Genomic DNA, 20,732 nt, shown 5'->3' with positions numbered 1-20,732 from the left:
CCGTGGCGGCGGCCGACGACACGGCGGCTGACGGCACGGCGGTCGACGGCACGGCCGTCGGGCTCGGGGAGCGGGAGACGGCGAGGGTGAGCAGGATGCGGCCCGCGGGGACCGTCGTCGAGAAGAACGCGTTCACCCCGTAGCGGGCGGCGAGCTGCTGTGCGTCCGCCTTGGCCCCGGACCCGTACGCGACCGTGGTGGCCCGGGTCCTGGCCGCGGCGTCGCCGAACCGGCCCGCCTGGTAGCCGAGTTCGGCCAGCGCCCTGGACTCGTTGGCCGCCGCGCCCGCCCCCGCGGCCGCGTTGACGTCGACCACCGCCTTGGCCGCCACGCTCGGTGTGGCGGAGGGCGACGGATCCGGTTCGCCCGGCGCGTCCCCGGGCGTGGTGGTCGGAACGGCCACCGGCTCGTGGTTGAAGAGCTGCCGGACGATCTTCCTGATCAGGTCCGGGTTGACGGTGTTGACCTGCTGCCCGCCGACCGTCTTGAACCCGCTGATCGGCAGGGTGTTGAACTCCACGTTGCCGCCGGTCAGGTTGGGCGTCTGCTGGGCGAAGTCGAGGATGTTCCACTCGTTGTCGATCACCACGTCCTTCTTCACCACCGCGAAGAGCTTCTGCATCTGCCCGAAGTCGTTCAGGATGCCCTGCTGCTTGAGCTTGTACTCGACGGAGGAGAGGAACGCCTGCTGCCGGTGGGTGCGGTCGAGGTCGCCGTTGGTGAGGTGGTGGCGCTGGCGGACGAACGAGAGCGCCTGCGCGGCGTTCAGGGAGTTGATCCCGGCCGGGAGCCTGAGGCCGGTGCCGCCGCCCTCGTGGGTGGCGGTCCGGGCGGTGATCGGATCGTCCACCGGGTGGTTGAGGCAGACCTGGATCGGCTCCACCGCCTTGGCGATGTCGTAGAAGCCGATCAGGTTCACCTCCGCGAAGTGGTCGATCGGGATGTCCAGGAGGCTCTGCACGGTCTGGATGGTGGCCGAGCGGCCGGCCTCGCGGCTCTGCCGTTCCAGCTCCGCCCTGGAGAGCCCCTTGCCCGCGAGTTTCTGCTCGGCGGCCACCTTGGCGATGCCGTACGCCTCCTTGATCTTGTGCATCTTCCCGTCCGCACCGACGGTCTGCACGTAGTCGTCGCGCGGCACGGAGAGCGCGGAGACCCTGCCGCCGCCGGCCGGGATGTGCAGCACGATCAGGGCGTTGGTGTTGTACCCGCCGATCTCGCTGGAGCCGGCGTGCAGTTCGGCCTCCACGAACTGTTTGGGCAGGGCGTTGCCGTCCATGTCCTTGCGGCTGTCCAGGCCGATCAGCAGCAGGTTGACGGACTTGTCGAGGTGCGGCGGGGCGTTCTTCCTGGCCTCGCTCAGAGCGGTGGACTTGATCACGCCGTCGTCCAGGCTGCGGTACTCGAACCAGGTGAAGCCGCTGGCGCAGAGCACGGTGGCCGAGACGGTGCAGGCCAGGGTGCGCCCGGCGACGGTCAGCGGGGCGGCGCCGCGGCGCGGGACGTGGCCGCGCTGACCGCGGACACCGGTACGGCTGTTGCCGCGCTCAGCCACGGCGGCTCCTTTCGGCCGGGGCAGGCGTCCTGCCGGTTCGTCGGCGCTCCGGCACCGCCTGGCGGCGGGCCGCCACGGCGCGGACCACGAACACCACGAGCGCCACCGCCACGGCCGCGGCCATCACCGGGAACGCCCCGACCACCCAGCGCAGCACGCCGGTACCGAGGTTCTTCCCCTGGTAGTTCCCGGGGTGCGCCAGGTACTCGACGCCCGAGGCGGTGAGCAGCACCACGACCGGGGCGGCCGTGACCACCCACCACCGGCCCGCCCGGCTGCACAGCACCGCCGCGGCCGCCGTTCCGAGCACCGAGCCCACCGCGAAGAGGAGGCCGACGCCCGGCCCGTCGAGTTCGTCCGCGACCGCCCCGAGCAGTGGCAGCCCGACCGCCGAGAGCGCGGCCGCCGCCCCGCAGCGCCGGCGCGCCTGCTGGCGACGGCGGGCGGCCCCGGGGCGCGGCGCCCGGACCTGCCGGGGCACCCCGGTGCCCGTGACGTTCCCGGGCGCGTCCGCGGCTCCCGCGCCGACCGGCCGGGAGCGCTGGGCGGGCAGGGCACGGTCCTCGGTGCGCGGTCCCGCGTCCTGGTACGGCGTTCTCGCCCGCTGACCGGCCATGCGCACTTCCCTCGATCGTTGCGGCTGCGGCGGCGCGATCGCACCGCCGCGCGTGCCAGGACGCCATCGGTCCTGGCGGGGATCAAACCTCTACATCGCTGTAGAAGATGGTCCGGAGCCTACAAACCCATTTCAGCAAAGTCATCCGCCGCCACCCGGCAGCGACGGACCGTCCGGTGGCCCGTCGTTAGGATGGTCATGATCCCCGCCACGTCGGCACACCATCAGGAACGCATCAGAGGAGCAGAGCGTCACCATGTTTGAGAGTCTGAAGAACATCGCGGACAAGGCCACCGACCTCGCCCGCGAGCACGGCGACGTGATCGGGCAGGGCCTGGACAAGGTCGGCGACGCGATCGACGACCGCACGGACGGCAAGTACAGCGGGCAGATCGACACCGGCGTCGAGAAGGCGAAGGACTTCCTGCGCAACCTCGACGGCGACCGGAAGCCCGCCGAGTAACCTGCCGCAGGGCACGATCAGTCGCACGGCGGTCGAACGAGCGCACGGGCGAACGGGGAGGGGCTGCAGCGGTGAGCGAGGAGAAGAAGGGGTCCGGCCTGGGGCGCTGGCTGGTCATCGGTGTCGTGGTGGTGGCCGGACTGGGTCTCGTCCGCGGCACCGGCCACGACGGCGCGGCCTCCGCCGACCCCTCCCCGACCGCCACCGCCCCGTCCGGCCCCTCCCCGGGCGCCGCGCCGTCGGCCGGCTCCTCCGCGCAACCGCCGAAGCCCTCGAAGCCCTCGGGCCCGTACGAGCCGGCCGACTACGCGGCGCCGGTGCGCCAGTACGCCGCCGAGGCCGGAGTCAACCCGCAGCTGCTGATGGCCATCCTCTACAACGAGTCGTACAAGCCGCACGACCCCGAGCTCGAACGGGCCTGGCAGCGCAACAAGCCGGACGCCTCGTTCGGCATCGCCAACATGCACCGGGCCGCCTTCGACGACACCAAGCCCGGCCGCCCCTTCGCCTCCCGGCAGTGGGAGGAGCTCCCGGACGACCGGAACCTGGCCGTCCAGGCGGCCGCCTGGCACCTGCACGACCTCGCCGCGCAACTGCCCGCGCGCTTGGGCGTGTCACTCAGCCGGGACGAACTGGTCGCCCTCGGCTACAACGCGGGCGCGGGCAACATGCTGGCCTTCGCCCGGGGCGTCAAGATCGGCTCCCAGGCACAGTCCTACCTCGACCGGCTGCGCGACAACTGGTCGAAGTCCGGTGAGGCCGTCAAGTAGCGCCTCCCGGCGGTCAGCTGACGCCGAGCCGGGCGGACCAGATCCTCCGCCAGGCCAGCGCGTCGGCGACCCCCTCGGCCAGGCCGCGCCGCGGCTGCCAGCCGAGCAGGTCCCGCGCGGTGTCCACGACGGCGTAGCAGCCGATCACGTCCCCGGGCCGCGGCCCCGCCTCCCGCACTTCGAGACTGGTGCCGACGGCCTGTTCGAAGGCGGCGATCAGCTCCCGCACGGTGGTCCCGTCGCCGGTGCCGACGTTGATCACCCGGTAGCGGTCCGCCACGCCCGGGGCGATCACCTCGTCGAACCGGAGCAGCGCCGCGACGTGCGCCTCGGCGAGGTCCTGGACGTGGACGTAGTCGCGGATGCCGGAGCCGTCGCGGGTGGCCCAGTCGGTGCCGGTCACGGTGAACGGGGTGCCGGTGGTGTGCGCCTCGATCAGCTTGCCGAGGGCGTGGGTGGGGTGGAGGTCCTGGAGGCCGGTGCGCAGCTGCGGGTCGGCACCGATCGGGTTGAAGTAGCGCAGGGCGATGACGCGCTGCCGCCCGGCGCCCTCACCCCGGGTCCAGTCCTGGAGGACCTGCTCCATCATCTGCTTGGTGCGCGCGTACGGGCTGCCGGCGTCGACCGGGCTGCTCTCGTCCACCCGGGCGTCGGGGGTGGGGGCGTAGATCGAGGCGGAGCTGCTGAAGACGACCCGGGTGCAGCCGTGGCGCTGGAGGGCCTCCAGGAGTTCGACGGTCTTGGCCACGTTCTCCCGGTAGTAGTACAGCGGCTTGGCCACCGACTCGGGTACGACGATCTTCGCGGCGCAGTGGACGGTGGCATCGATGTCGGGATGCTCGGCGAAGATCCGGTCGAGCAGGGCGGCGTCGGCGATGTCGCCCCGGTAGAAGACCCGGTCCGCGACGAACTCGGCCCGCCCCCGGGAGAGGTCGTCCAGCACGACCGGGGTGATCCCCCGGTCGAGCAGGGCGGAGGCCACGGTGCTGCCGATGAATCCCGCACCACCGGTGATCAGGACCTTCTTCATGCGCGGATGCTCCCTCGCGATCGTCCGGGCGCCCGGTGGCGCTCGGTGACCGGAAGAGACGTCGGCCCGCACCCGGCCGGTTCCGCGACCGGGTCGTCCCCGCGAACCGGGCGGACGGTACCGGGCGGCTCAGCCTCGGTGGCGGCGCAGCCAGAGCCCGGTGGCGACCAGGACGACGGCCGCGCAGGCGGTGCCGATGGCCGCCCAGGTGGTGGCGTCGGAGGTGGTCGCGTGGACGGGGCCGGGCGAGGCCTCCCGGGCGGAGACAGGGGCGGCCGTGGTCCCCGTCGCCGGGCGGGTCTCCCGGAGCGGGGCAGAGGTCACCTCGGCGGACCGCGGTGCGGTTTCGGACAGCGCCGGGCCTCCCGTCCCCGGAGACGCCGGGTCGGTGACCACGACGGTGTCGACGTCGAGCTCGCGCTCCCCGCGCCCCGGGGCGGGGAAGGCACAGTCCACCGTCACCCGCCAGTGCCCGGTGGGAAGGATCTCCCGGGTGGTGTACGTCCCCGGGTGGCCGGGGGCGGTGACCAGGCGCCAGGGGCCGACGGTGCGGCCGTCGGAGGCCGTCGCCGAGAGCGTGCCGGCGAACTCGCCGGTCACCGGGTCGTGGTCGTCCTCCCAGGTGGCGACGGTGCTGACGCGGCCGTTCTGCTGGCCGGTGACGTCCAGATGGACGCTGTCGCCGTGCGCGACGGCGGGTGCGGCGGCGCACAGCAGGGCCGCGGCGGCGAGGGCGAGGGCGGCGAGGTGGGGGCGGGTTCGCATGCGGGAGGGTCCTCGGGGCGGTGTGGGGGCAGGGACGCGGGGAACGGCCTGCGCCGGGAACGACCGCCACCGGGTGGGCGGCGGCCGTTCCCGGCGCGACGGACCTCCGGGCCTGCGGGTGTTGGGGCCCGCGGGCGACGGCGGCTCGGGTCGAAGGGTTCGGCCGGCGTACGGGCCGACCGGTTTCACGGACTCACAGGAACAGCCTTACCCCGAACGGCTCACCAGACCTTCACCGGCGACCGGTTCCGACAGGGCCCGCCGGTCGGCTGTTGCGGCTCCGGCAGCCGACCGCCGTGGGCGGCGGGGCGACCGGGCCGGCCGGACGCCCCGGGGCCCGGTGGCGGTGCCGGTCCGCCGGTGCCCCCGACCCGTCCTTCCCGACCGCCCCGGCCGGCGAGCCCGTGCTCCCACCCAGGGCGCTCCCGCGGGTGAGCCTGCGGCGCCCGCCGCGGTGCCCCATCGCGTCCCTCTCCTCGTACGACGACCCGCGGCCCGTGGCATGAGGGGCTCGGGCCTTCCTACACTCCGGAGAGCGGAAGGGACGACCGGGAATAACAGAAACCTCTTGCGGAATTCCCGGGACGGTTCGACCTGACGGTGGCCGGGGGCGCCGGAACCGTCCCGGGCAGGGCGGCCCCGGGCAGGGCGGAGCCGGGGAGCGCACTCGGGGGATGTGCGCTCCCCGGCAGGGGTGGTGGCGGCCACCCGGCCGGAGTCCCGGGGCGTGTGACTCCGTCGGCCGTGACGGAATGCTAGACCCGCCGGCGGATGCTGACCAGTGCCCTGACCAGGAGATTTTCCGCCCCGGACATGCCATTGCCCCTTGATGTGTGACGCATCGTCAGAACGAGCGGAGGATCAGGCCGCGACCCTCACCGTTTCCACCCCGAAGGCCGCCGCACCCACCTCGGACCGCACCGCCGTCACGGAGCCGGCGCCACAACCCCCATGCAACCGGGCCAGTCCGGCCACGAGGGCGCGCCGGTCCCCGGCGAGCCAGAGCCGCAGGGCCGCCGAGAGCGCGGCGCTGGCCGGGCCGACCGCGGGACCGCCGGTCCGCACGAGCCGCTCGCCGAGCAGCGGCAGCAGGTCCGCGACTGGGGCGGGCAGCCACAGGGTGAGCGCGAAGGGCGCCGGTCTGGCCAGAACGCGCAGCAGCGGCAGGACGCACGCGTCGTCGTGCAGCGCGGGGATGACCTCCAGCAGCCCGTCCACCGCCACGCCCGAGACGTCGCCGCCGTACCCGCGCGCGAGGTCACGCAGCAGCGCGCGCTCGGCGGCGGTGATCCGGACGGTCAGCATGACCTCGTCGCAGTCCATGGTCCCGGCCCCTTGTCGTGGAGATGTCGTGGTGTGGTCGTCTCGCCGTGGTGTCAGTCCCGTGCCGACACGGTTCCTGCCCCGATTCGGCCGTCCGATACCGGCGCTATCAGGCCGTAGTGGCCGTCGAAGCGGCGGTAGAGCACCCGCGCCCGGCCGTCACCGGGGTCGGTGTGGTCGACGAACGGGCGGCCGGTGATCCAGAGCAGGCGGGCCGCCTCGGCGAGGTCGAGCGTCGGCACCGCGCCGGTGCCGACGGAGCGCAGCTCCACCGTGCCGCTCGGCGAGCAGCGGTGGACCAGGCTGTCGCGCCCGGTCGCGGCGTCCGCGAAGAGGTGGAACCGCCGGTCGAGGGCGAACAGTTCGAGCGCGGCCTGCTCGGGGGTGCGGCGGGCAAGCACGACCGCCTTGTGCCGGGCGATCCGCCGCTGGGCGAGCGGACGGTCGGCGAACTGCGGGCGGTAGGCGCTCTCGTAGGCGGAGGCGAAGCCGATGTCGCCCTGCTCGCGCAGTCGGCCGGCCCGGCCGGCCAGCGTGCCGAGCACCAGGTCGACGGAGTCCCGCGCGGTACCGGTCGCGAGCTGAACCCGGACCGGGCCGACGTCCGCCAGCTCGACGTCCGCCTGGGCCAGCGCGGGCCGGGTCACCGACCGGTCGCGCGAGCGGGTCAGCCGCAGTCGCAGCGCGTGGGCGTCGGGTCCGAGCACCGTGGCGGTGTCCAGCGCCCGGGCCCGGGCGTACTCGGCGTCCTCGTGCGGCAGCTCGCCGCGGATCTCCACCCGGACGTCGAGGGCCGGCCGGTGGCGCAGACGGGTCATCAGGTTCCTCCTTCTTCGCAACCATGCTGTCCCTCGCACGCCCGTGCGGCGAGGGTCCAAAGACCCTGCCTGTGAGCAGGCCCCTGATCACCCGGACGGACGCATCCGTGCAGGTCAACACCGATCTTCGAGCACGCACGAAAGGGTCGATCCAATCGGCCGTTGGAGTGATCTCCGCACATTCGGCGCAACGCTCGGGAAACCGGCGCGTTTGCCAAACGTGCGCCCTCCCGCCGGGGGCGCGCGCGGGGCCCGCGCTGGGCGGTCCCCCGCCTCCCGGCCGGCCCGCCGCTGCCACCCGGCATCGCCCGCACCGGCCACTCTGGTGAGAGGTAGTGTCATGTCCCTGCTGACCGAAACGCGGAAGCTGATCGTCCCCCCGAGAGCCACCCGCGGTCCGTCCCCGCTGGCCCGCGCCGCCGTCCCCCCGCCGGCCCCCGGCGCCGTGCCCGGTCTCGGACACGCCGGCGCCCTGCTGCGTGACCCGCTCGGCTTCCTCGGTTCCCTCGCCCGCCACGGCGGGGTGGTCCGCATCCGGCTGGGACCGCGCACCGTCTGTGTGGTCACCGACGCCCGACTGGTCCACACCCTGCTCGTCGCGCTGGCCCACGACTGCCCGCGCGGCGCCGTCCAGGACACCCTCAGGACGGCCTTCGGCGACGGCCTGCTGATGTCCGAGGGCCAGGCCCACCGCGACCGCCGCCGGATCATCCAGCCCGCCTTCGGTCCGGACCGGATGGGCGAGTACCTGGCCGTGATGCAGCAGGTCGCCGAGGAACGGGCCGGACGCTGGCGCCCCGGCCAAGTCCTCGACGTGGCCAAGGAGATGAACCATCTGGCACTGGAGATCGTCACCCGTTCGCTCTTCGACGCCCGGCTCAGCGAGGACGCCACCGTCGCCTTCCATCGGGCCCTGCCTGACCTGGTGAAGGGCCAGATCGTCCAGTCCCTCTACCCGAACCCGGCGCTCGCCCGGCTGCCGCTGCCCGTCAACCGGCGCTTCGACGACGCCGTGCGGGTCCTCAACCGGGTGGTCGACCAGGCCGTCAACGGCCGCACCGCGACCGCGACCGCCGAGGAGGGCCGGCGCACCCTGCCCGCCCTGCTGCGCGCCGCGACCGACCCGGGCACCGGGTGCCCGCTCACCGAGGCGGACGTGCGGTCCGAGGCGATCACCATGTTCGGCGCGGGCACCGAGACCGTCTCCACCACGCTCACCTGGCTGCTGGACGAGCTGCTGCGCCACCCCGAGGTGGAGGCCCGGATCCTCGCCGAGCTGGACGAGCACCTGCCCGCGGGCAGCGTCCCCACCCCCGAGGCGCTGGCCCGGCTCACCTACACCCGCAGCGTCACCCAGGAGGTGGTGCGGCTGCACGCGCCGAACGCCTTCCTGATGCGCACTGCCCAGGTGCCGGTCGAGCTCGGCCCGTACCGCATTCCGGCCGGCACCGAGCTGCTGTACAGCCTCACCGCGCTGCACCGCGACCCGGTGCGCTACCCGGAGCCGATGAGCTTCCGGCCCGAACGCTGGCAGGACGGCGGCGGCACCGGGAGGCCGTCCTTCCTGCCGTTCGGGGCGGGCAAGCACAAGTGCATCGGCGAGGCCTTCGCGTGGGCGGAGCTGACCGTCGCGGCCGCGACGATCCTGCGCCGCTGGCGGCCGGTGGCGGTGCCGGGCGCCCGGGCCCGCGAGGTGGTGTGGACGACGGTCCAGGCGCAGGGTCTGCGGGTGCGGCTCGCGCCGCGCGGCGCGCGCTCCCCGCGCGGCGGCGCCGCGGCGGCCTCCCGCGAGGGCGATGCCACCTCCTCACCGGAGGGCACAGCACCCTCCTCGCCCGCCGAGCCGCCGCCGGGCCGGTGCCCGTTCACCGGCGCCACCGGCGCGACCGCCCCCGCGGCCCCCCCGGCCGCCACCGCCGAGGCGGGCCCCCGCCCGCCCCGTGACCTGCGCCTCGCCGCCGACCGGCACGCCGACTGGGCGCTCCGCCGCGGCCTGCTCACCCCGGCGGAGCTGCCCCGCTACCGCGCCTACGCGCTGCACGAGCTGATCGGCCACGCCTTCCCCCGCGCCCGGGGCGCCGAACTCGACCTCCTGGTGGACGTGCTGGGCTGGTTCACCATCCTGGACGACTGCTTCGACGGCTCGCCCGGCCGCCACCCCGCCGAGGCCCGCGCCCTGGTCGACCCGCTGATCGCGGTCCTCGACGGAGCCCGCGGCACGATCCCCTCCGAAAGCCGACTCCTGCTCTCCTGGCGGGAGTTGTGGAAGCGGCAGACCGCGTCGATGTCCCCCGAGTGGCGCGCCCGGGCGGCCCGGGAGTGGCGGGCCTGCCTGGCCACCTTCCCCGCCGAGGCCGACCACCGCTCCCGTGGCACCGTGCCCGCCCTCGGCCTCGACCTGACCGACACCATGCGGCTGCGCCGCCACGGCAGTTGCCTCTACCCGTTCATGAACATACTGGAACGGGTCCACGGCGCCGACGCCCCGGCCGCGATGCACGCGGAGCCCGCGCTGCACCGGCTGCGCGCCAACACCGCCGACGCCGCCACACTGATCAACGACCTCTACTCACTGAAGCGCGAGGAGCGGCAGGCCGGGGCCGCGTTCAACACCGTTCTCACCCTCCAGCGGGCCCACGGCTGCACCCGCGGCCGGGCGGTCCACGCGGTGCGCACCCGGGTGGTGCGGCTGCGGCAGGAGAGCGAGGAACTGCGCCGCGAACTGCTGCACCGCCACCCGGCCGGGCGCTGGTACCTGGACGGCACCAGGGAGCTGGTCGCCGGCGTGCAGGCCTGGACCAGCACCAGCGATCGCTACCTGGTGCCGGACCGCGGGCCGCGCCGGTGAGCCGCCCGTCCTTGCCGCGCTACTTCCGGCCGCCGAGCGCGAACAGCAGCAGCACGAAACCGGCGAACAGGTGCGTGGCGAAGATGTAGATGCCCGCGCGGATCAGCATCGCCTTGCGGCGCCGCTTCTCCTCGCTCGTACCGTCGTCGCTCGTGCTCTCGCTCATGGTGGTGCTTCTCCTCGGATCGGGCGGACGGGCCGGGCGCGGCTCAGCGGGACCGACCGCCGGAGGCGCGCAGCTCGGTGAGCAGCGCGCCCTGGTCGGTGATCAGTTCGGTCAGGATCCGCCGGGCCGCGCACAGCAGCTCGGCGACGTCCGGAGTGCTGAGCGCGTACACCACGGTGTTGCCCTCGCGGGTCGCCGTGACCAGCTGGGTGCGGCGCAGCACCGCGAGCTGCTGGGAGAGGTTGGACGGCTCGACCTCGATCTCCGCCAGCAGCTCGCGCACCGGCCGGGGGCCGTCCTGGAGCAGCTCCAGGACCCGGATCCGCACGGGGTGGCCGAGGGTGCGGAAGAACTCCGCCTTGGCCTGGTACAGCGGTACCGGCATCGTCCGCTCTCTCCCTCTGGTCCGGCTCGATGGTCGTCCGGCCGGGCGGGGATCGATGCCGCGGCCGGTAGGCATCATCGCGACAGATGAAGATTTCTTCAAGTCGTCACAGTGCGTCGCCTCGGCGCGCCGAAACCCGGCATGCCCCGGCCGGGCGATCCGCCGTGCGGTCGCACCCCGGCCGGGGCATGCGTACGCCGGGCCCGGGATGCTGCCAACTCCCGGGCCCGGCAGTCACGATGACGTGTCGTCAGCAGACTACAGGCACATCCACCGTGGCCGGCACCTGGCCGCTCCAGAACCCCTCGACGTCGAAGGACACGTGCACGGTCGACCCGCACGGCACGGTGGCCGAGATGCCGTCGACCCGCACCGTGGACACCTGGAACACGGTGCGGCCGCTCACCGTGCCGAGCGAAGCCCCACCGGCCACGTTGGCCGACAGGTGGGTCACCAGCTCCTTCGGCGCCGGCGGCCACGGGGTGCCCGGGGACGGCGGGCCGGCCAGGCCGATCTTCCCGTAGATCGCGACGCTGTCACCGGTCACGTCGGCGCAGGCATAGGTGGCCAGGCCGGCCTGGAGGCTCTGGTACCCGCAGGTGGTGACGGTGGTGGCGGTGGTGGCAGCGGCCGGGGCCGCGGCGAACGCGGGGACGGGGGCCGAGAGCAGGGCGGCGGCGCCGACGGCGCCGGCGGCGATCCGGGTGATCCGGTTCATGGGTTCCTCCTTGAAGGGAACGAGGACGGACAGGGACAGGTGATGTGGCACATATGACATTTCACAGGCGCACGACAGGAACTTTGCCATGCGATTCCGATGCTCTGACCCCGATTTGGCCTTCGAACCGAACCCTCGTCCGAAACCAGATCCTCAATGGCGCAATCACCCTCGAAGAGCCGAACGGGTCCACCTTCTCAGGCAACGCCCGAGTTGAGCCCGGGTGAACCGCACCCGAACCACCGCCCGGACGCGCCCGCGGCGCCGCTGCCGGAGGCGCCGGCAGGCCGCCGCGGCTCAGCCCAGTGAGCCCCGCAGGGCGTCGACCCGGGCCACCGCGTCGGCGAAGGCGTGCCGGTCCAGGCGGCCGTCGTCCAGGGCGGCGGCCAGCGCCTCGGTGGCGTCCTCGGCCTGCTGCGGGTCCCGGGCGGAGCAGAGCAGCAGGTCCATCCCCGCCTGGGCGGCGGCCAGCGCACGGTCGCCGGCACCGCCGTACGGGGCGAGCGCCTCGGCCTCCAGGGCGTCGGTGACGGTCACGCCCTGGAAACCGAGCCGGCCGCGCAGCTCGCCCTGGACGATCGCGGGCGAGAACCCGGCCGGGCGGTCCGGGTCCAGCGCCGGGTAGACCGCCCAGGAGGTCATCACCAGCCGCACGCCCGCCGCGATGGCGGCCCGGTACGGGGCCTCGCCGCGGGCACGGAGCTGCGACAGCGGGACGTTCAGGGTGACCGGGCGCTCGTCGGTGTTCGCACCCCGGGGCGCGGCCCCGAGACCGGGGAAGTGCTTGGCGGTCGCGGCCACGCCGAGACCCTGTTGGGCGGTGAGGAAGGCACTGCCCAGCTGCGCCACCGTGGCAGGGTCCTGGCCGTAGGAGCGTTCGGGGTGGTCGATGAAGTTGTCCGGCTTGTCGTAGACGTCGAGCACCGGGGCGAGGTTGAGGTTCAGCCCGGCGTCGGCGAGGGTCCGGGCGGCGCCGGCCCCGGAGTCCGTCGCCGCGGCGACCGGGTCCGCCGCCAGTCCGACGCGGCGGGCGGAGAGTTCGGGCGCACCGGGCAGCCGGCGGACCTTGCCGCCCTCCTGGTCGGTCATCAGCAGCAGGGTGCGTGGATGCGGCGCCTCGGCCGCTGCCTGCTTCAACTCGGCGACCGCCTCGGCGAGTTGCTCCGGGCTGGTGACGTTCTCGCCGAACAGGATCACCCCGGCTGCCCGCCCCTCCCGGAGCGTCCGGAGCACCCCGGCCGGCGGTGTCGGACCGGAGTACGACAGGACGATGCGCCGCCCGGCGAGCACCCGGGAGTCCTCCTGCTCCTGGCCGGCCATCGCCGCGCTCCTCTCGCTCGGGGCACCGTGCGGCGGGGCGGGCGAGCCGAGCGGCACCGGCCCGAGCGCGGCCCCCATGACGGCCAGCACCACCCCGAACTGGGCGACACTTCGGAACGGGGCCATCACGCCTCCCGGGTCGTCATTTGACTTCGGCATGTCAACATACCCAGGGGCGTGACTCTGCACTCCCCCTGCACCAGATTCATCCGGCGGTCCGACTTTGCACCACAGAAGGTCACGGCGGCCACACTCCGCGCCGCCCGCGGCCGCGACGCGCGGGCCCGGCACCCGCCACCGGCGAGGCGCGCCGGCTGGACCCGGCACACGCCTCAGGGCGAACGGCGGACCAGGCGGCCCAGGACGGCCAGGCCCTCGGCGATCTCGGCCACCGAGCCCGCCGCGTAGCCGAGGACCAGCCCGGGCTGGTACGGGAGCCGGGCGTGCCAGGACAACGGCTGCACCTTGACCCCCTCGGCCAGTGCGGCGGCGGCCAACTCGGTGTCGGTGCGGCCGGGTTCCTCCGGCAGCGTCAGCATGAGGTGGAGGCCCGCCGCCGCGCCGTGCACGGTGGCTCCCGGCAGGTGGGTGCGGATGGCGGTGATCATCGCGTCCCGGCGGCGGCGGTGCCGGCGGCGCAGCAGCCGCAGGTGGCGGTCGAGGTCGCCGGACTCCATCAGCCGGGCGAGGACCAGCTGGGGCAGCACCGGGTTGCCGAGGTCGGCGAAACGCTTGGCGTCCAGGACGGCATCCCGCAGCCGGGCCGGGACCAGCAGCCAGCCCGTGCGCAGCGCCGGGGCGAGCAGCTTGGAGATGCTGCCCGCGTAACAGACCCGGTCCGGCAGGGCGGCCCGCAGGGCCGGGACGGGCGGGCGGTCGTAGCGGTGCTCGGCGTCGTAGTCGTCCTCGATGACCAGGCCGCCCTCGCCCGCCCAGCGCAGCAGCTCACGCCGTCGGTCGCCGCCGAGGACGACGCCGGTCGGATACTGGTGGGCGGGGGTGAGCAGGACGGCCGGGGCACCGGTGGCACGCAGCGCGTCGACCCGGACGCCCTCGCCGTCGACCGGGACGGGCGGGGTGGCGGCGAGCCAGTGGGCGAGGTGCTGCCGGGCGCCGAGTGAGCCCGGGTCCTCGACCGCGACCTCGTTGATTCCCGCCCGGCCGAGGGCACGGCCGAGCAGGGCCAGGGCCTGGGCCGTGCCGGCGACGATCAGCACCTCGTCCGGGTCGGCGCGGATGCCCCGGTTGCGGGCCAGCCAGTGGGCGACGGCCCGGCGCAGGGCCGGGGTGCCGCGCACGTCGCCGTAGCCGAGGTCGGATGCGGCGAGGCCGTCGAGGACGGCCCGTTCGGCGCGCAGCCAGGCGGCGCGGGGGAAGGCCGCGAGGTCGGGCACGCCGGGGGTGAGGTCGATCCGGGCAGGGGTACCGCGCAGCAGGTCGAAGACCTCGGGTTCGGGATCGTCCCGGAACAGGGCGGGTGCCGGGCGGGGCGGTTCCGTCACGGGCGCCTCTCCCGGTACGGCAGGGGCCGCGACCACGACCGTGCCGCCCCGCCCGCGGCCGGCGACCTGTCCCTCCTCGGCGAGGCGCTGGTAGGCGTCGGTCACCACCCCGCGGGAGACCCCGAGTTCGGCCGCCAGCACCCGGCTGGCGGGCAGCCGGCTGCCGACCGGGAGCCGCCCGTCGGCGACCGCCTCGCGCAGTCGGCGGGCGAGCCAGTCGGTGAGGCCGCCGGACGGGGCGTCGGCGGTGTCGAGCTGGAGGAAGTCGGCGCCGGTCTCTTTGGACCGGTCGGATGCATCGGCTTTGGACCTGTTCACCGGACCATAGTGGCGGCGAGGGTGGGGCCATGACCACGGAGACGACGGCGCCCGCGGATGCGGCAGCACCTGGGCACCACCACGACTACGTCCACGGCTACTCGGAGAACGAGGCCCAGCGCCTCGGCGACCAGGCCGACACCCTCGCCGAACTGCTGCACGCGGGCACGGCGTACCCGGCGGGCAGCCGGGTGCTGGAGGCCGGCTGCGGGGTGGGCGCGCAGACCGTGCACCTGCTGGCCGCCAGCCCGGGCGTGCGGCTGACGGCGGCGGACCTCTCGGCACAGTCGCTGGCGCAGGCCCGGGCCCGGGTGGCCGCGCAGGCGCCCGCCGCGGACGTCACCTGGCACCACGGCGACCTGCACCGGCTGCCGTTCCCGGACGGCTCGTTCGACCACGTCTTCCTGTGCTTCGTACTGGAGCACCTGCCGGACCCGACGGCCGGGCTGGAGGCGCTGCGCCGGGTGCTGCGGCCGGGCGGAACGATCACGGTGATCGAGGGCGACCACGGCTCGGCGTTCTTCCACCCGGAGAGCCCGGCGGCCCGCCGCACCATCGACCACCTGGTCCGACTGCAGGCCCGGGCGGGCGGCGACGGCCTGCTCGGCCGCCGCCTCCACCCGCTGCTGACCGCGGCCGGCTTCGCGCGGGTGTCGGTCCGCCCGCGCACGGTCTCCGCGGACGACGCCCGGCCGGCCCTGGTGGAGGGCTTCACCCGGCGGACCTTCGTCGCCATGGTCGAGTCCGTCCGGGCGGAGGCGCTGGCCGCCGGGCTGACCACCCCGGAGGCGTTCGACCGGGGCATCGCGGAGCTGCGCCGCGCGGCGGAACCGGGCGGAACGTTCCACTACACGTTCTTCAAGGCGGTGGCGGTCAGGCCGTAGCGCGAACCGGTCCGGGACGGGCACCGGCCGGGGCGGAGCCCGCGGGCGGGGTCGTGGACGGGGGTCACGACCGAGTCCGCAGGAGCCGCTTCCCGGCCGGACACGGGGCGGATGCGGGCCCGACTACTCCCCGAGGTCCGCCAGCAGGGAGCGCATCGCCTCGACGAGCGCGGTCCGCTGCGCCTCGTCGAGGCCCGCCAGCATGCGGTGCTCGGTGGCGAGGTGGTCGGGCAGCGCCCGCTCGATCAGGGCGTGGCCCTCGGGGGTGAGGGCGACCTCGCGGCTGCGGCCGTCCTGGTCGCTGCGGGTGCGGGTGACCAGACCGCGGGCCTCCAGCCGGTCCAGGCGCTGGGTGATGGCACCGGAGGTGACCATCGCGGACTGCATCAGGCCGGTGGGGGTGAGGCGGTAGGGCGGACCGCTGCGCCTGAGGGTGGCGAGGACGTCGAACGAGGCGGCGTCCAGCCCGTGCTCGGCGAAGGTGCGGTTGAGCGCCGCGTCCACCAGCCGGTAGAGGCGCTTGAGCCGGCCGAACACCTCCATCGGGGAGACGTCCAGGTCGGGGCGCTCGGCACCCCATTGCGCGACGACGCGGTCCACATGATCTGCCACGGGTTCAGGGTAGCGATCCCGCCCGGATTCCTTAGCGGTGAGGTAACCGTGAGCCATCTCACTCGTCCGGCGCGGTGAAGAATGCCTTAGTGCTGAGATAGATTGCCTTAGTGCTAAGAAATCGGCTCGCCCTCGTCCTGGTGACGGCCCTCGCCCCGGCGGTCTGGGGCACGACCTACCTGGCCACCACCGAACTCCTGCCGCCCGGCCGCCCGCTGCTCGCCGCCGTCCTCCGCTGCCTGCCCGCAGGGCTGCTCCTGATCGCCCTCACCCGCCGCCTGCCGCAGGGCAGTTGGTGGTGGCGCTCACTGGTCCTCGGCGCACTCAACATCGGGGTGTTCCAGGCCCTGCTCTTCATCGCCGCCTACCGCCTGCCCGGCGGCATCGCGGCCACCGTCGGCGCCGTCCAGCCGCTGATCACCGCCGGGCTCTCAGCCCTGGTCCTCGGCGACCGGCTCACCCTGCGCACCGTGCTGTCCGGCATCGCGGGCATCGCGGGCGTCAGCCTGCTGGTGCTGCGGGCCGACGCCGAACCGGACACGATCGGAGTGGTCGCCGCACTCGGCGGCGCCGTGGTGATGGCCGCCGGCATCGTCCTCTCCAAGCGCTGGGTCTCCCCCGCGCCGATGCTCGCCACCACCGGCTGGCAGCTGACCGCCGGCGGACTGCTGCTGGTGCCGGTCACGCTGCTCACCGAGGGTGCTCCGCCCTCCCACTACACCCTCGCCAACGTGCTCGGCTACGCCTACCTCTGCCTGATCGGCGCGGCCGTCACCTACGCGCTCTGGTTCCGGGGCCTGCGGGAGCTGCCGCCGACCTCGGTCTCCTTCCTCGCTCTGCTCAGCCCGGTGGTCGCCACCCTGCTCGGCTGGCTGGCGCTCGGCCAGGACCTCAGCCCGCTCCAGGCGTTCGGAGCGCTGGTCGTGCTCGGCTCGCTGCTCGCCGCCCAGACCCAACGGCCGCGCACCGCACCGCGTTCGGCACCCGGGGCCGAACCGACGACCGACCCGCGGTCCGTCCGCGAGAACGCCTGACCCCGTCCCACGACCGTTCCCACCACTTTCAGGGAGTACCCCATGCGCATCACCGTGTTCGGCGCCACCGGCAACGTCGGCAGCCGGGTCGTGGCCGAGGCCCTGGCCCGCGGCCACCAGGTCACCGCCGTCGTACGGGACCCGGCGAAGCCGCACGGCCTGCCGTCCGCCGTCACCCTGGTCGTCGGCGATGCCCGCAACCCCGAGGACGTCGCCCGGATCGCGCCCGGGCAGGACGTGGTGGTCACCGCCACCCGTCCGGTGCCCGGCAGCGAGCACGAGCTGGCCATCGCCACCAAGGGCCTGCTCGCCGGGGTCGCCGGCACCGGCGTGCGGCTGCTGGCCGTCGGCGGCGCGGGCAGTCTCCTCGTCCCGGGCGGCGGCGGGACCACCCTGGTCGACAGCCCCGGCTTCCCCGAGGAGATCCGGCCGATCGCCCTGGCCTGCAACGAGCAGCTCGACCTCTACCGCGCTGCCGGCCCGGACGTCGACTGGACGTACCTGAGCCCTGCCGCGGTGCTGGAGCCCGGCGCGCGCACCGGCCGGTTCCGGATCGGCCACGACGACCTGCTGGTCGACACCGAGGGCAACTCGGCGATCTCCATGGAGGACCTCGCCGTCGCGCTCCTCGACGAGGCCGAGCAGCCTCTCCACCGCCGGGCGCGTTTCACCGCCGCCTACTGAACGCCCGGGCCACCCGGCGCCCCCGCCCCGGCGGGGGTGTACCCAGCACCACCCCGAAGACGGCAGTGGGGGTGATCGATCATCAGACCGGGCTCGGACAGGATCGCTTCCGTGACCAAGACCGAAGCCCAGAGCACCACCGCCCGCACCACCTCGGCCCAGCGGACCGCGGCCGGCGCGGCCGGGCGCGCGCCCCGAGCCCGCCGCGCCGCCCTGGCCGTCGCCGCCACCGTCCTGGCAGGCCTGGCCGTGCCCGCCACCGCCGATGCCGCCACCGGCCGCGACCCGGGCGACGCCGACCCGGCGCCCGCCCGCTACACCCACCAGATCCTGAACTGGCAGCCCTGCGCCCGACAGCCCGCCCTGGACTGCGCCACCATGACCGCCCCGCGCGACTGGCACCACCCCGGTACCGGGGCCGACCTGACCATCGCCGTCTCCCGGCACCGGGCCACCGACCCGGCCAAGCGCCGGGGCACCCTGCTGATGGCCGCCGGCGGCCCCGGCGGCAGCGGCCTGCTGCGCCCGGCCGGTCTGGCCACCGGCGCTCCCGCGGTCGGCGCCGCGTACGACATCGTGGGCTTCGACCAGCGCGGGGTCGGCGAGAGCACCAAGGCGGTCTGCCAGACCCCTGAGGAGTTCCAGGAGTTCCTGGCCGGCGACTACCGCGACCAGTCCCCCGCCGCGATCGACCGCGTCATCGCCAACTCCAGGAAACTCGCCGCCGGTTGCCAGGAGCGCAGTGGCGACCTGATCCCGTACCTGACCACCGAGCAGACCGCCCACGACATCGACCTGTTCCGCGGCCTGCTCGGCGAGCGCAAGCTCAGCTACTACGGCCCGTCCTACGCCTCGATGATCGGCGCCTACTACGGGACGCTGTTCCCGCACCGGGTCGAACGGATGGTGCTGGACAGCAACATCGGCTTCGACGGCACCTGGGAGACGTTCGAGCTGGGCCAGCCGATGAGCTTCCAGCGCCGTTTCGACGAGGACTTCGTACCCTGGCTCGCGGCCCGGGACGCCACCTACCACTGGGGCTCGACGCCGGAGCAGGTGCAGGCGCACTGGGAGCAGCGGCGCGCCGCGCTGCACGACTCCCCCATCGTCGAGGGCTCGGTGACGATCGGCCCGAACCAGCTGGACAGCCTCGCCATGTCGGCGATCTACCGGGCGTCCGACTTCCCCGCCCTGGCCCGGATCCTGGCCACCGTCGACGACTGGCAGGGCGCCGACCCCGCCGTCCGGGCGGCGGCCGCGAAGGCCTTCAACAGCTACCTCAGCCCGGAGTTCCTCGCCGAGTACTTCGCGGTGACCTGCAACGACACCCCGTGGACCAGGGACCTGGACACCTGGATCGAGCGGGGCGCCGAGAACACCGCCCACCGGCCGCTGGCCGGCGCCCGGACGCTCGCCTTCAGTGCGGTCTGCGCCGCATGGCCCGTCGCCTCGGCGCCCAGGGTCAAGGTGACCGGCGCCCACCTGCCGACCACGCTGATGCTCAACTCGGTGCACGATCCGGCGACCTACTACGAGGCCGCGTTCGGCGCCCACCGCGCGCTGCGCGGCTCCAGGCTGGTCACCGTCACCGGGAACGGCGACCACGGCCAGTACCCCACCTCCAACACCTGCGTCAGCGGGGTGGTCGAGCGCTACCTGCTGGAGGACACCGCGCCCGACCGCGACCTCACCTGCCCCTCCCCGCAGGCCGGTTGACCGGACCGGTACTCAACTCCGGTTCCGCGCCCGCAACCTGGCCCGGAGCCAGGCGAAGCCGACCGCCAGCCCGGCGAAGCCGCCGACGGCGAGCTTGATCCCGGCCTTGGCGACGATCCAGCCGATCCACGGCACGGACCACCCCAGCCAGTGGAACACGGCCAGCAGCACCGCGGCACCGAACACCGCCGCGAGCACCGTGACCACGACGGCGGCGGCCCGCGAGAGCTCCTGCGGGCCGTCGGCATGCTCCCCCGCGGCCGTGCCGCTCGGGCCGGTGGTCGGGCCGTTCACCGTCTCGTTCGTACCCCCCTCAACCATGGGGATGATGATACGACTTCAGCGGCAGGCGTGATGGGTGTCCCCGAGGTACTCGCCGGTCTCTCCGTCGGGGAAGCTGACGGCCATGGTGACGCGGTACTCGTGGACGTCCTCCCGGTGCCCCGGCACCCGCGCCCAGGCCAGCGAGTGCACCTCGGCCTCGGGCGCCTGGCGGCACCAGGCAGCGGCCTCCTCCAGGGTGCGGGCGGCCGACCGACCGGTGCACACCACGGCGGTGTACGCGGCGACCGCGACGTCCGCACCGGCGCGACAGTCGCGCGACGCCGCCCGGACGGCCGCGGCGGCCCGGGTGAGGTCCCGGGCCAGGTCGTCCACCACCCGAGGGGGAGCCGGAAGGACGACCGCTCCCTCGGCGACGGTCTCCGGCAGGTTCGCGCTCACGGTCCGGACCTCCATCCGCATCATCACGCGGCACAGCATGCCGGGCAGCGATTCCTGGCATGCCCACTTTCACCAGAACGTCACCCGTCCAGGGCCGAGTGGGGCCGCACCCTGGCGTCCCGGCGTCCGCCCTGGTAGGGGGCACCGAGCCCGGCTTCCGATGTTCCGGCAGGTCAGGAGGGTCGACGGCGGGCGGCGCCGGGGGGCTCGAAACACCGCGCACGCACCACCCCCGCGCTCCGAACCGCCGGTCCGGCGCCTGGGAGCGCCCGTCCCAGCACAGTTGGTCTTTCGGTCAACTTTCCGTACCGGAAGCGGAGTTGCCGCCGGGTGGCGGCCGGGGAGGGGCAGGCGGCGGACCTCCCGGGACGGAACGGGGCCCGGCCGCACCCCTGCTGAGGTGCCGAGTTAACCCCTCGGAGGGCTCCGGTCCGCCTCCCGGTCACCCTGTCCCTGTCAGATCGTCGTGATACTAATCGTCCCGG

Annotated in this window: 21 protein-coding genes; 7 read left to right on the top strand and 14 right to left on the bottom strand. The window is 74.3% G+C overall.

Translation table 11 applies throughout. The features are described from left to right. Both ACFU7Y_RS08160 and ACFU7Y_RS08155 read right to left on the bottom strand, forming a co-directional pair. A partial coding sequence (locus tag ACFU7Y_RS08160) for an LCP family protein (protein WP_380766863.1) occupies positions 1-1,552 on the bottom strand: 1,552 nt, incomplete at its 3' end. Further along, complete coding sequence (locus tag ACFU7Y_RS08155; protein ID WP_380766861.1) at positions 1,545-2,168, bottom strand: DUF6542 domain-containing protein; 624 nt, start codon at positions 2,166-2,168, stop codon at positions 1,545-1,547. The genes ACFU7Y_RS08155 and ACFU7Y_RS08160, both read right to left, overlap by 8 nt. Before the next feature lie 256 nt (positions 2,169-2,424). Between ACFU7Y_RS08155 and ACFU7Y_RS08150 the strand changes: the two genes are divergently transcribed. Together ACFU7Y_RS08150 and ACFU7Y_RS08145 are read left to right on the top strand one after the other, a co-directional pair. Continuing rightward, a complete protein-coding gene (locus ACFU7Y_RS08150) occupies positions 2,425-2,631 on the top strand; it encodes an antitoxin (protein WP_224284863.1) in 207 nt (68 codons plus the stop codon). 71 nt (positions 2,632-2,702) lie between these two features. After that, positions 2,703-3,401, top strand: coding sequence for a transglycosylase SLT domain-containing protein (locus tag ACFU7Y_RS08145; RefSeq protein WP_224284864.1), 699 nt, complete (start codon positions 2,703-2,705; stop codon positions 3,399-3,401). Positions 3,402-3,414: 13 nt separating this feature from the next. On the opposite strand, the gene galE is transcribed toward ACFU7Y_RS08145, so the two are convergent. The 4 genes from galE to ACFU7Y_RS08125 form a co-directional block, all read right to left on the bottom strand. Continuing rightward, positions 3,415-4,431: a UDP-glucose 4-epimerase GalE gene (gene galE / locus ACFU7Y_RS08140; protein ID WP_380766858.1), complete on the bottom strand. Its 1,017-nt coding sequence runs from the start codon at positions 4,429-4,431 to the stop codon at positions 3,415-3,417. Between the two features lie 129 nt (positions 4,432-4,560). Next, entirely contained in the window at positions 4,561-5,196 is a 636-nt protein-coding gene (locus ACFU7Y_RS08135; protein ID WP_224284866.1) for a hypothetical protein, read from the bottom strand. 861 nt (positions 5,197-6,057) lie between these two features. Beyond that, complete coding sequence (locus tag ACFU7Y_RS08130) at positions 6,058-6,519, bottom strand: hypothetical protein (protein WP_380766855.1); 462 nt, start codon at positions 6,517-6,519, stop codon at positions 6,058-6,060. A gap of 53 nt (positions 6,520-6,572) precedes the next feature. Continuing rightward, on the bottom strand, positions 6,573-7,337 hold the full coding sequence (locus ACFU7Y_RS08125; protein WP_224285080.1) for a sigma 54 modulation/S30EA ribosomal C-terminal domain-containing protein: 765 nt from the start codon (positions 7,335-7,337) through the stop codon (positions 6,573-6,575). A gap of 340 nt (positions 7,338-7,677) precedes the next feature. Here ACFU7Y_RS08125 and ACFU7Y_RS08120 point away from each other — a divergent pair, with 340 nt between their 5' ends. Next, complete coding sequence (locus tag ACFU7Y_RS08120) at positions 7,678-10,185, top strand: cytochrome P450 (protein WP_380766852.1); 2,508 nt, start codon at positions 7,678-7,680, stop codon at positions 10,183-10,185. Between the two features lie 19 nt (positions 10,186-10,204). On the opposite strand, the gene ACFU7Y_RS08115 is transcribed toward ACFU7Y_RS08120, so the two are convergent. The 5 genes from ACFU7Y_RS08115 to ACFU7Y_RS08095 form a co-directional block, all read right to left on the bottom strand. Next, positions 10,205-10,351 carry a DUF6126 family protein gene (locus ACFU7Y_RS08115; RefSeq protein ID WP_224284758.1) on the bottom strand — a complete coding sequence of 49 codons (147 nt, stop codon included), beginning with the start codon at positions 10,349-10,351 and terminating at the stop codon, positions 10,205-10,207. A 43-nt stretch (positions 10,352-10,394) separates the two neighbouring features. After that, complete coding sequence (locus tag ACFU7Y_RS08110) at positions 10,395-10,736, bottom strand: helix-turn-helix transcriptional regulator (RefSeq protein WP_224284759.1); 342 nt, start codon at positions 10,734-10,736, stop codon at positions 10,395-10,397. Between the two features lie 250 nt (positions 10,737-10,986). After that, positions 10,987-11,454, bottom strand: a complete 468-nt coding sequence (locus ACFU7Y_RS08105; RefSeq protein WP_224284760.1) for a hypothetical protein — start codon at positions 11,452-11,454, stop codon at positions 10,987-10,989. A 297-nt stretch (positions 11,455-11,751) separates the two neighbouring features. After that, positions 11,752-12,900 carry a glycoside hydrolase family 3 N-terminal domain-containing protein gene (locus ACFU7Y_RS08100; RefSeq protein ID WP_224284761.1) on the bottom strand — a complete coding sequence of 383 codons (1,149 nt, stop codon included), beginning with the start codon at positions 12,898-12,900 and terminating at the stop codon, positions 11,752-11,754. Between the two features lie 206 nt (positions 12,901-13,106). Then, positions 13,107-14,594 carry a PLP-dependent aminotransferase family protein gene (locus ACFU7Y_RS08095; RefSeq protein ID WP_380766848.1) on the bottom strand — a complete coding sequence of 496 codons (1,488 nt, stop codon included), beginning with the start codon at positions 14,592-14,594 and terminating at the stop codon, positions 13,107-13,109. 29 nt (positions 14,595-14,623) lie between these two features. Here ACFU7Y_RS08095 and ACFU7Y_RS08090 point away from each other — a divergent pair, with 29 nt between their 5' ends. Beyond that, complete coding sequence (locus tag ACFU7Y_RS08090) at positions 14,624-15,478, top strand: methyltransferase domain-containing protein (RefSeq protein WP_224284351.1); 855 nt, start codon at positions 14,624-14,626, stop codon at positions 15,476-15,478. Positions 15,479-15,601: 123 nt separating this feature from the next. Here the strand turns inward: ACFU7Y_RS08090 and ACFU7Y_RS08085 are convergent, their stop codons facing one another. After that, positions 15,602-16,090, bottom strand: coding sequence for a MarR family winged helix-turn-helix transcriptional regulator (locus tag ACFU7Y_RS08085; protein WP_224284352.1), 489 nt, complete (start codon positions 16,088-16,090; stop codon positions 15,602-15,604). 110 nt (positions 16,091-16,200) lie between these two features. Between ACFU7Y_RS08085 and ACFU7Y_RS08080 the strand changes: the two genes are divergently transcribed. The 3 genes from ACFU7Y_RS08080 (at position 16,201) to ACFU7Y_RS08070 (ending at position 19,524) form a co-directional block, all read left to right on the top strand. Further along, a complete protein-coding gene (locus ACFU7Y_RS08080; protein ID WP_380766845.1) occupies positions 16,201-17,124 on the top strand; it encodes an EamA family transporter in 924 nt (307 codons plus the stop codon). Positions 17,125-17,166: 42 nt separating this feature from the next. Then, positions 17,167-17,808 (top strand): NAD(P)-dependent oxidoreductase, encoded by a 642-nt coding sequence (locus ACFU7Y_RS08075; RefSeq protein WP_224284354.1) that lies wholly within the window; start codon positions 17,167-17,169, stop codon positions 17,806-17,808. 111 nt (positions 17,809-17,919) lie between these two features. Further along, a complete protein-coding gene (locus ACFU7Y_RS08070; RefSeq protein WP_380766843.1) occupies positions 17,920-19,524 on the top strand; it encodes an alpha/beta hydrolase in 1,605 nt (534 codons plus the stop codon). Between the two features lie 12 nt (positions 19,525-19,536). On the opposite strand, the gene ACFU7Y_RS08065 is transcribed toward ACFU7Y_RS08070, so the two are convergent. Both ACFU7Y_RS08065 and ACFU7Y_RS08060 read right to left on the bottom strand, forming a co-directional pair. Further along, entirely contained in the window at positions 19,537-19,845 is a 309-nt protein-coding gene (locus ACFU7Y_RS08065; protein WP_380766841.1) for a hypothetical protein, read from the bottom strand. An 18-nt stretch (positions 19,846-19,863) separates the two neighbouring features. After that, a complete protein-coding gene (locus tag ACFU7Y_RS08060) occupies positions 19,864-20,247 on the bottom strand; it encodes a hypothetical protein (protein WP_224285023.1) in 384 nt (127 codons plus the stop codon). Between the last annotated feature and the right edge of the window lie 485 nt (positions 20,248-20,732).

The organism is Kitasatospora sp. NPDC057542, from assembly GCF_042801945.1.
In the GTDB taxonomy this organism is placed as follows: domain Bacteria; phylum Actinomycetota; class Actinomycetes; order Streptomycetales; family Streptomycetaceae; genus Kitasatospora.
The sequence above is the reverse complement of the archived record's forward strand: the minus strand, read 5'-3'. Positions and strand labels throughout refer to the sequence as shown.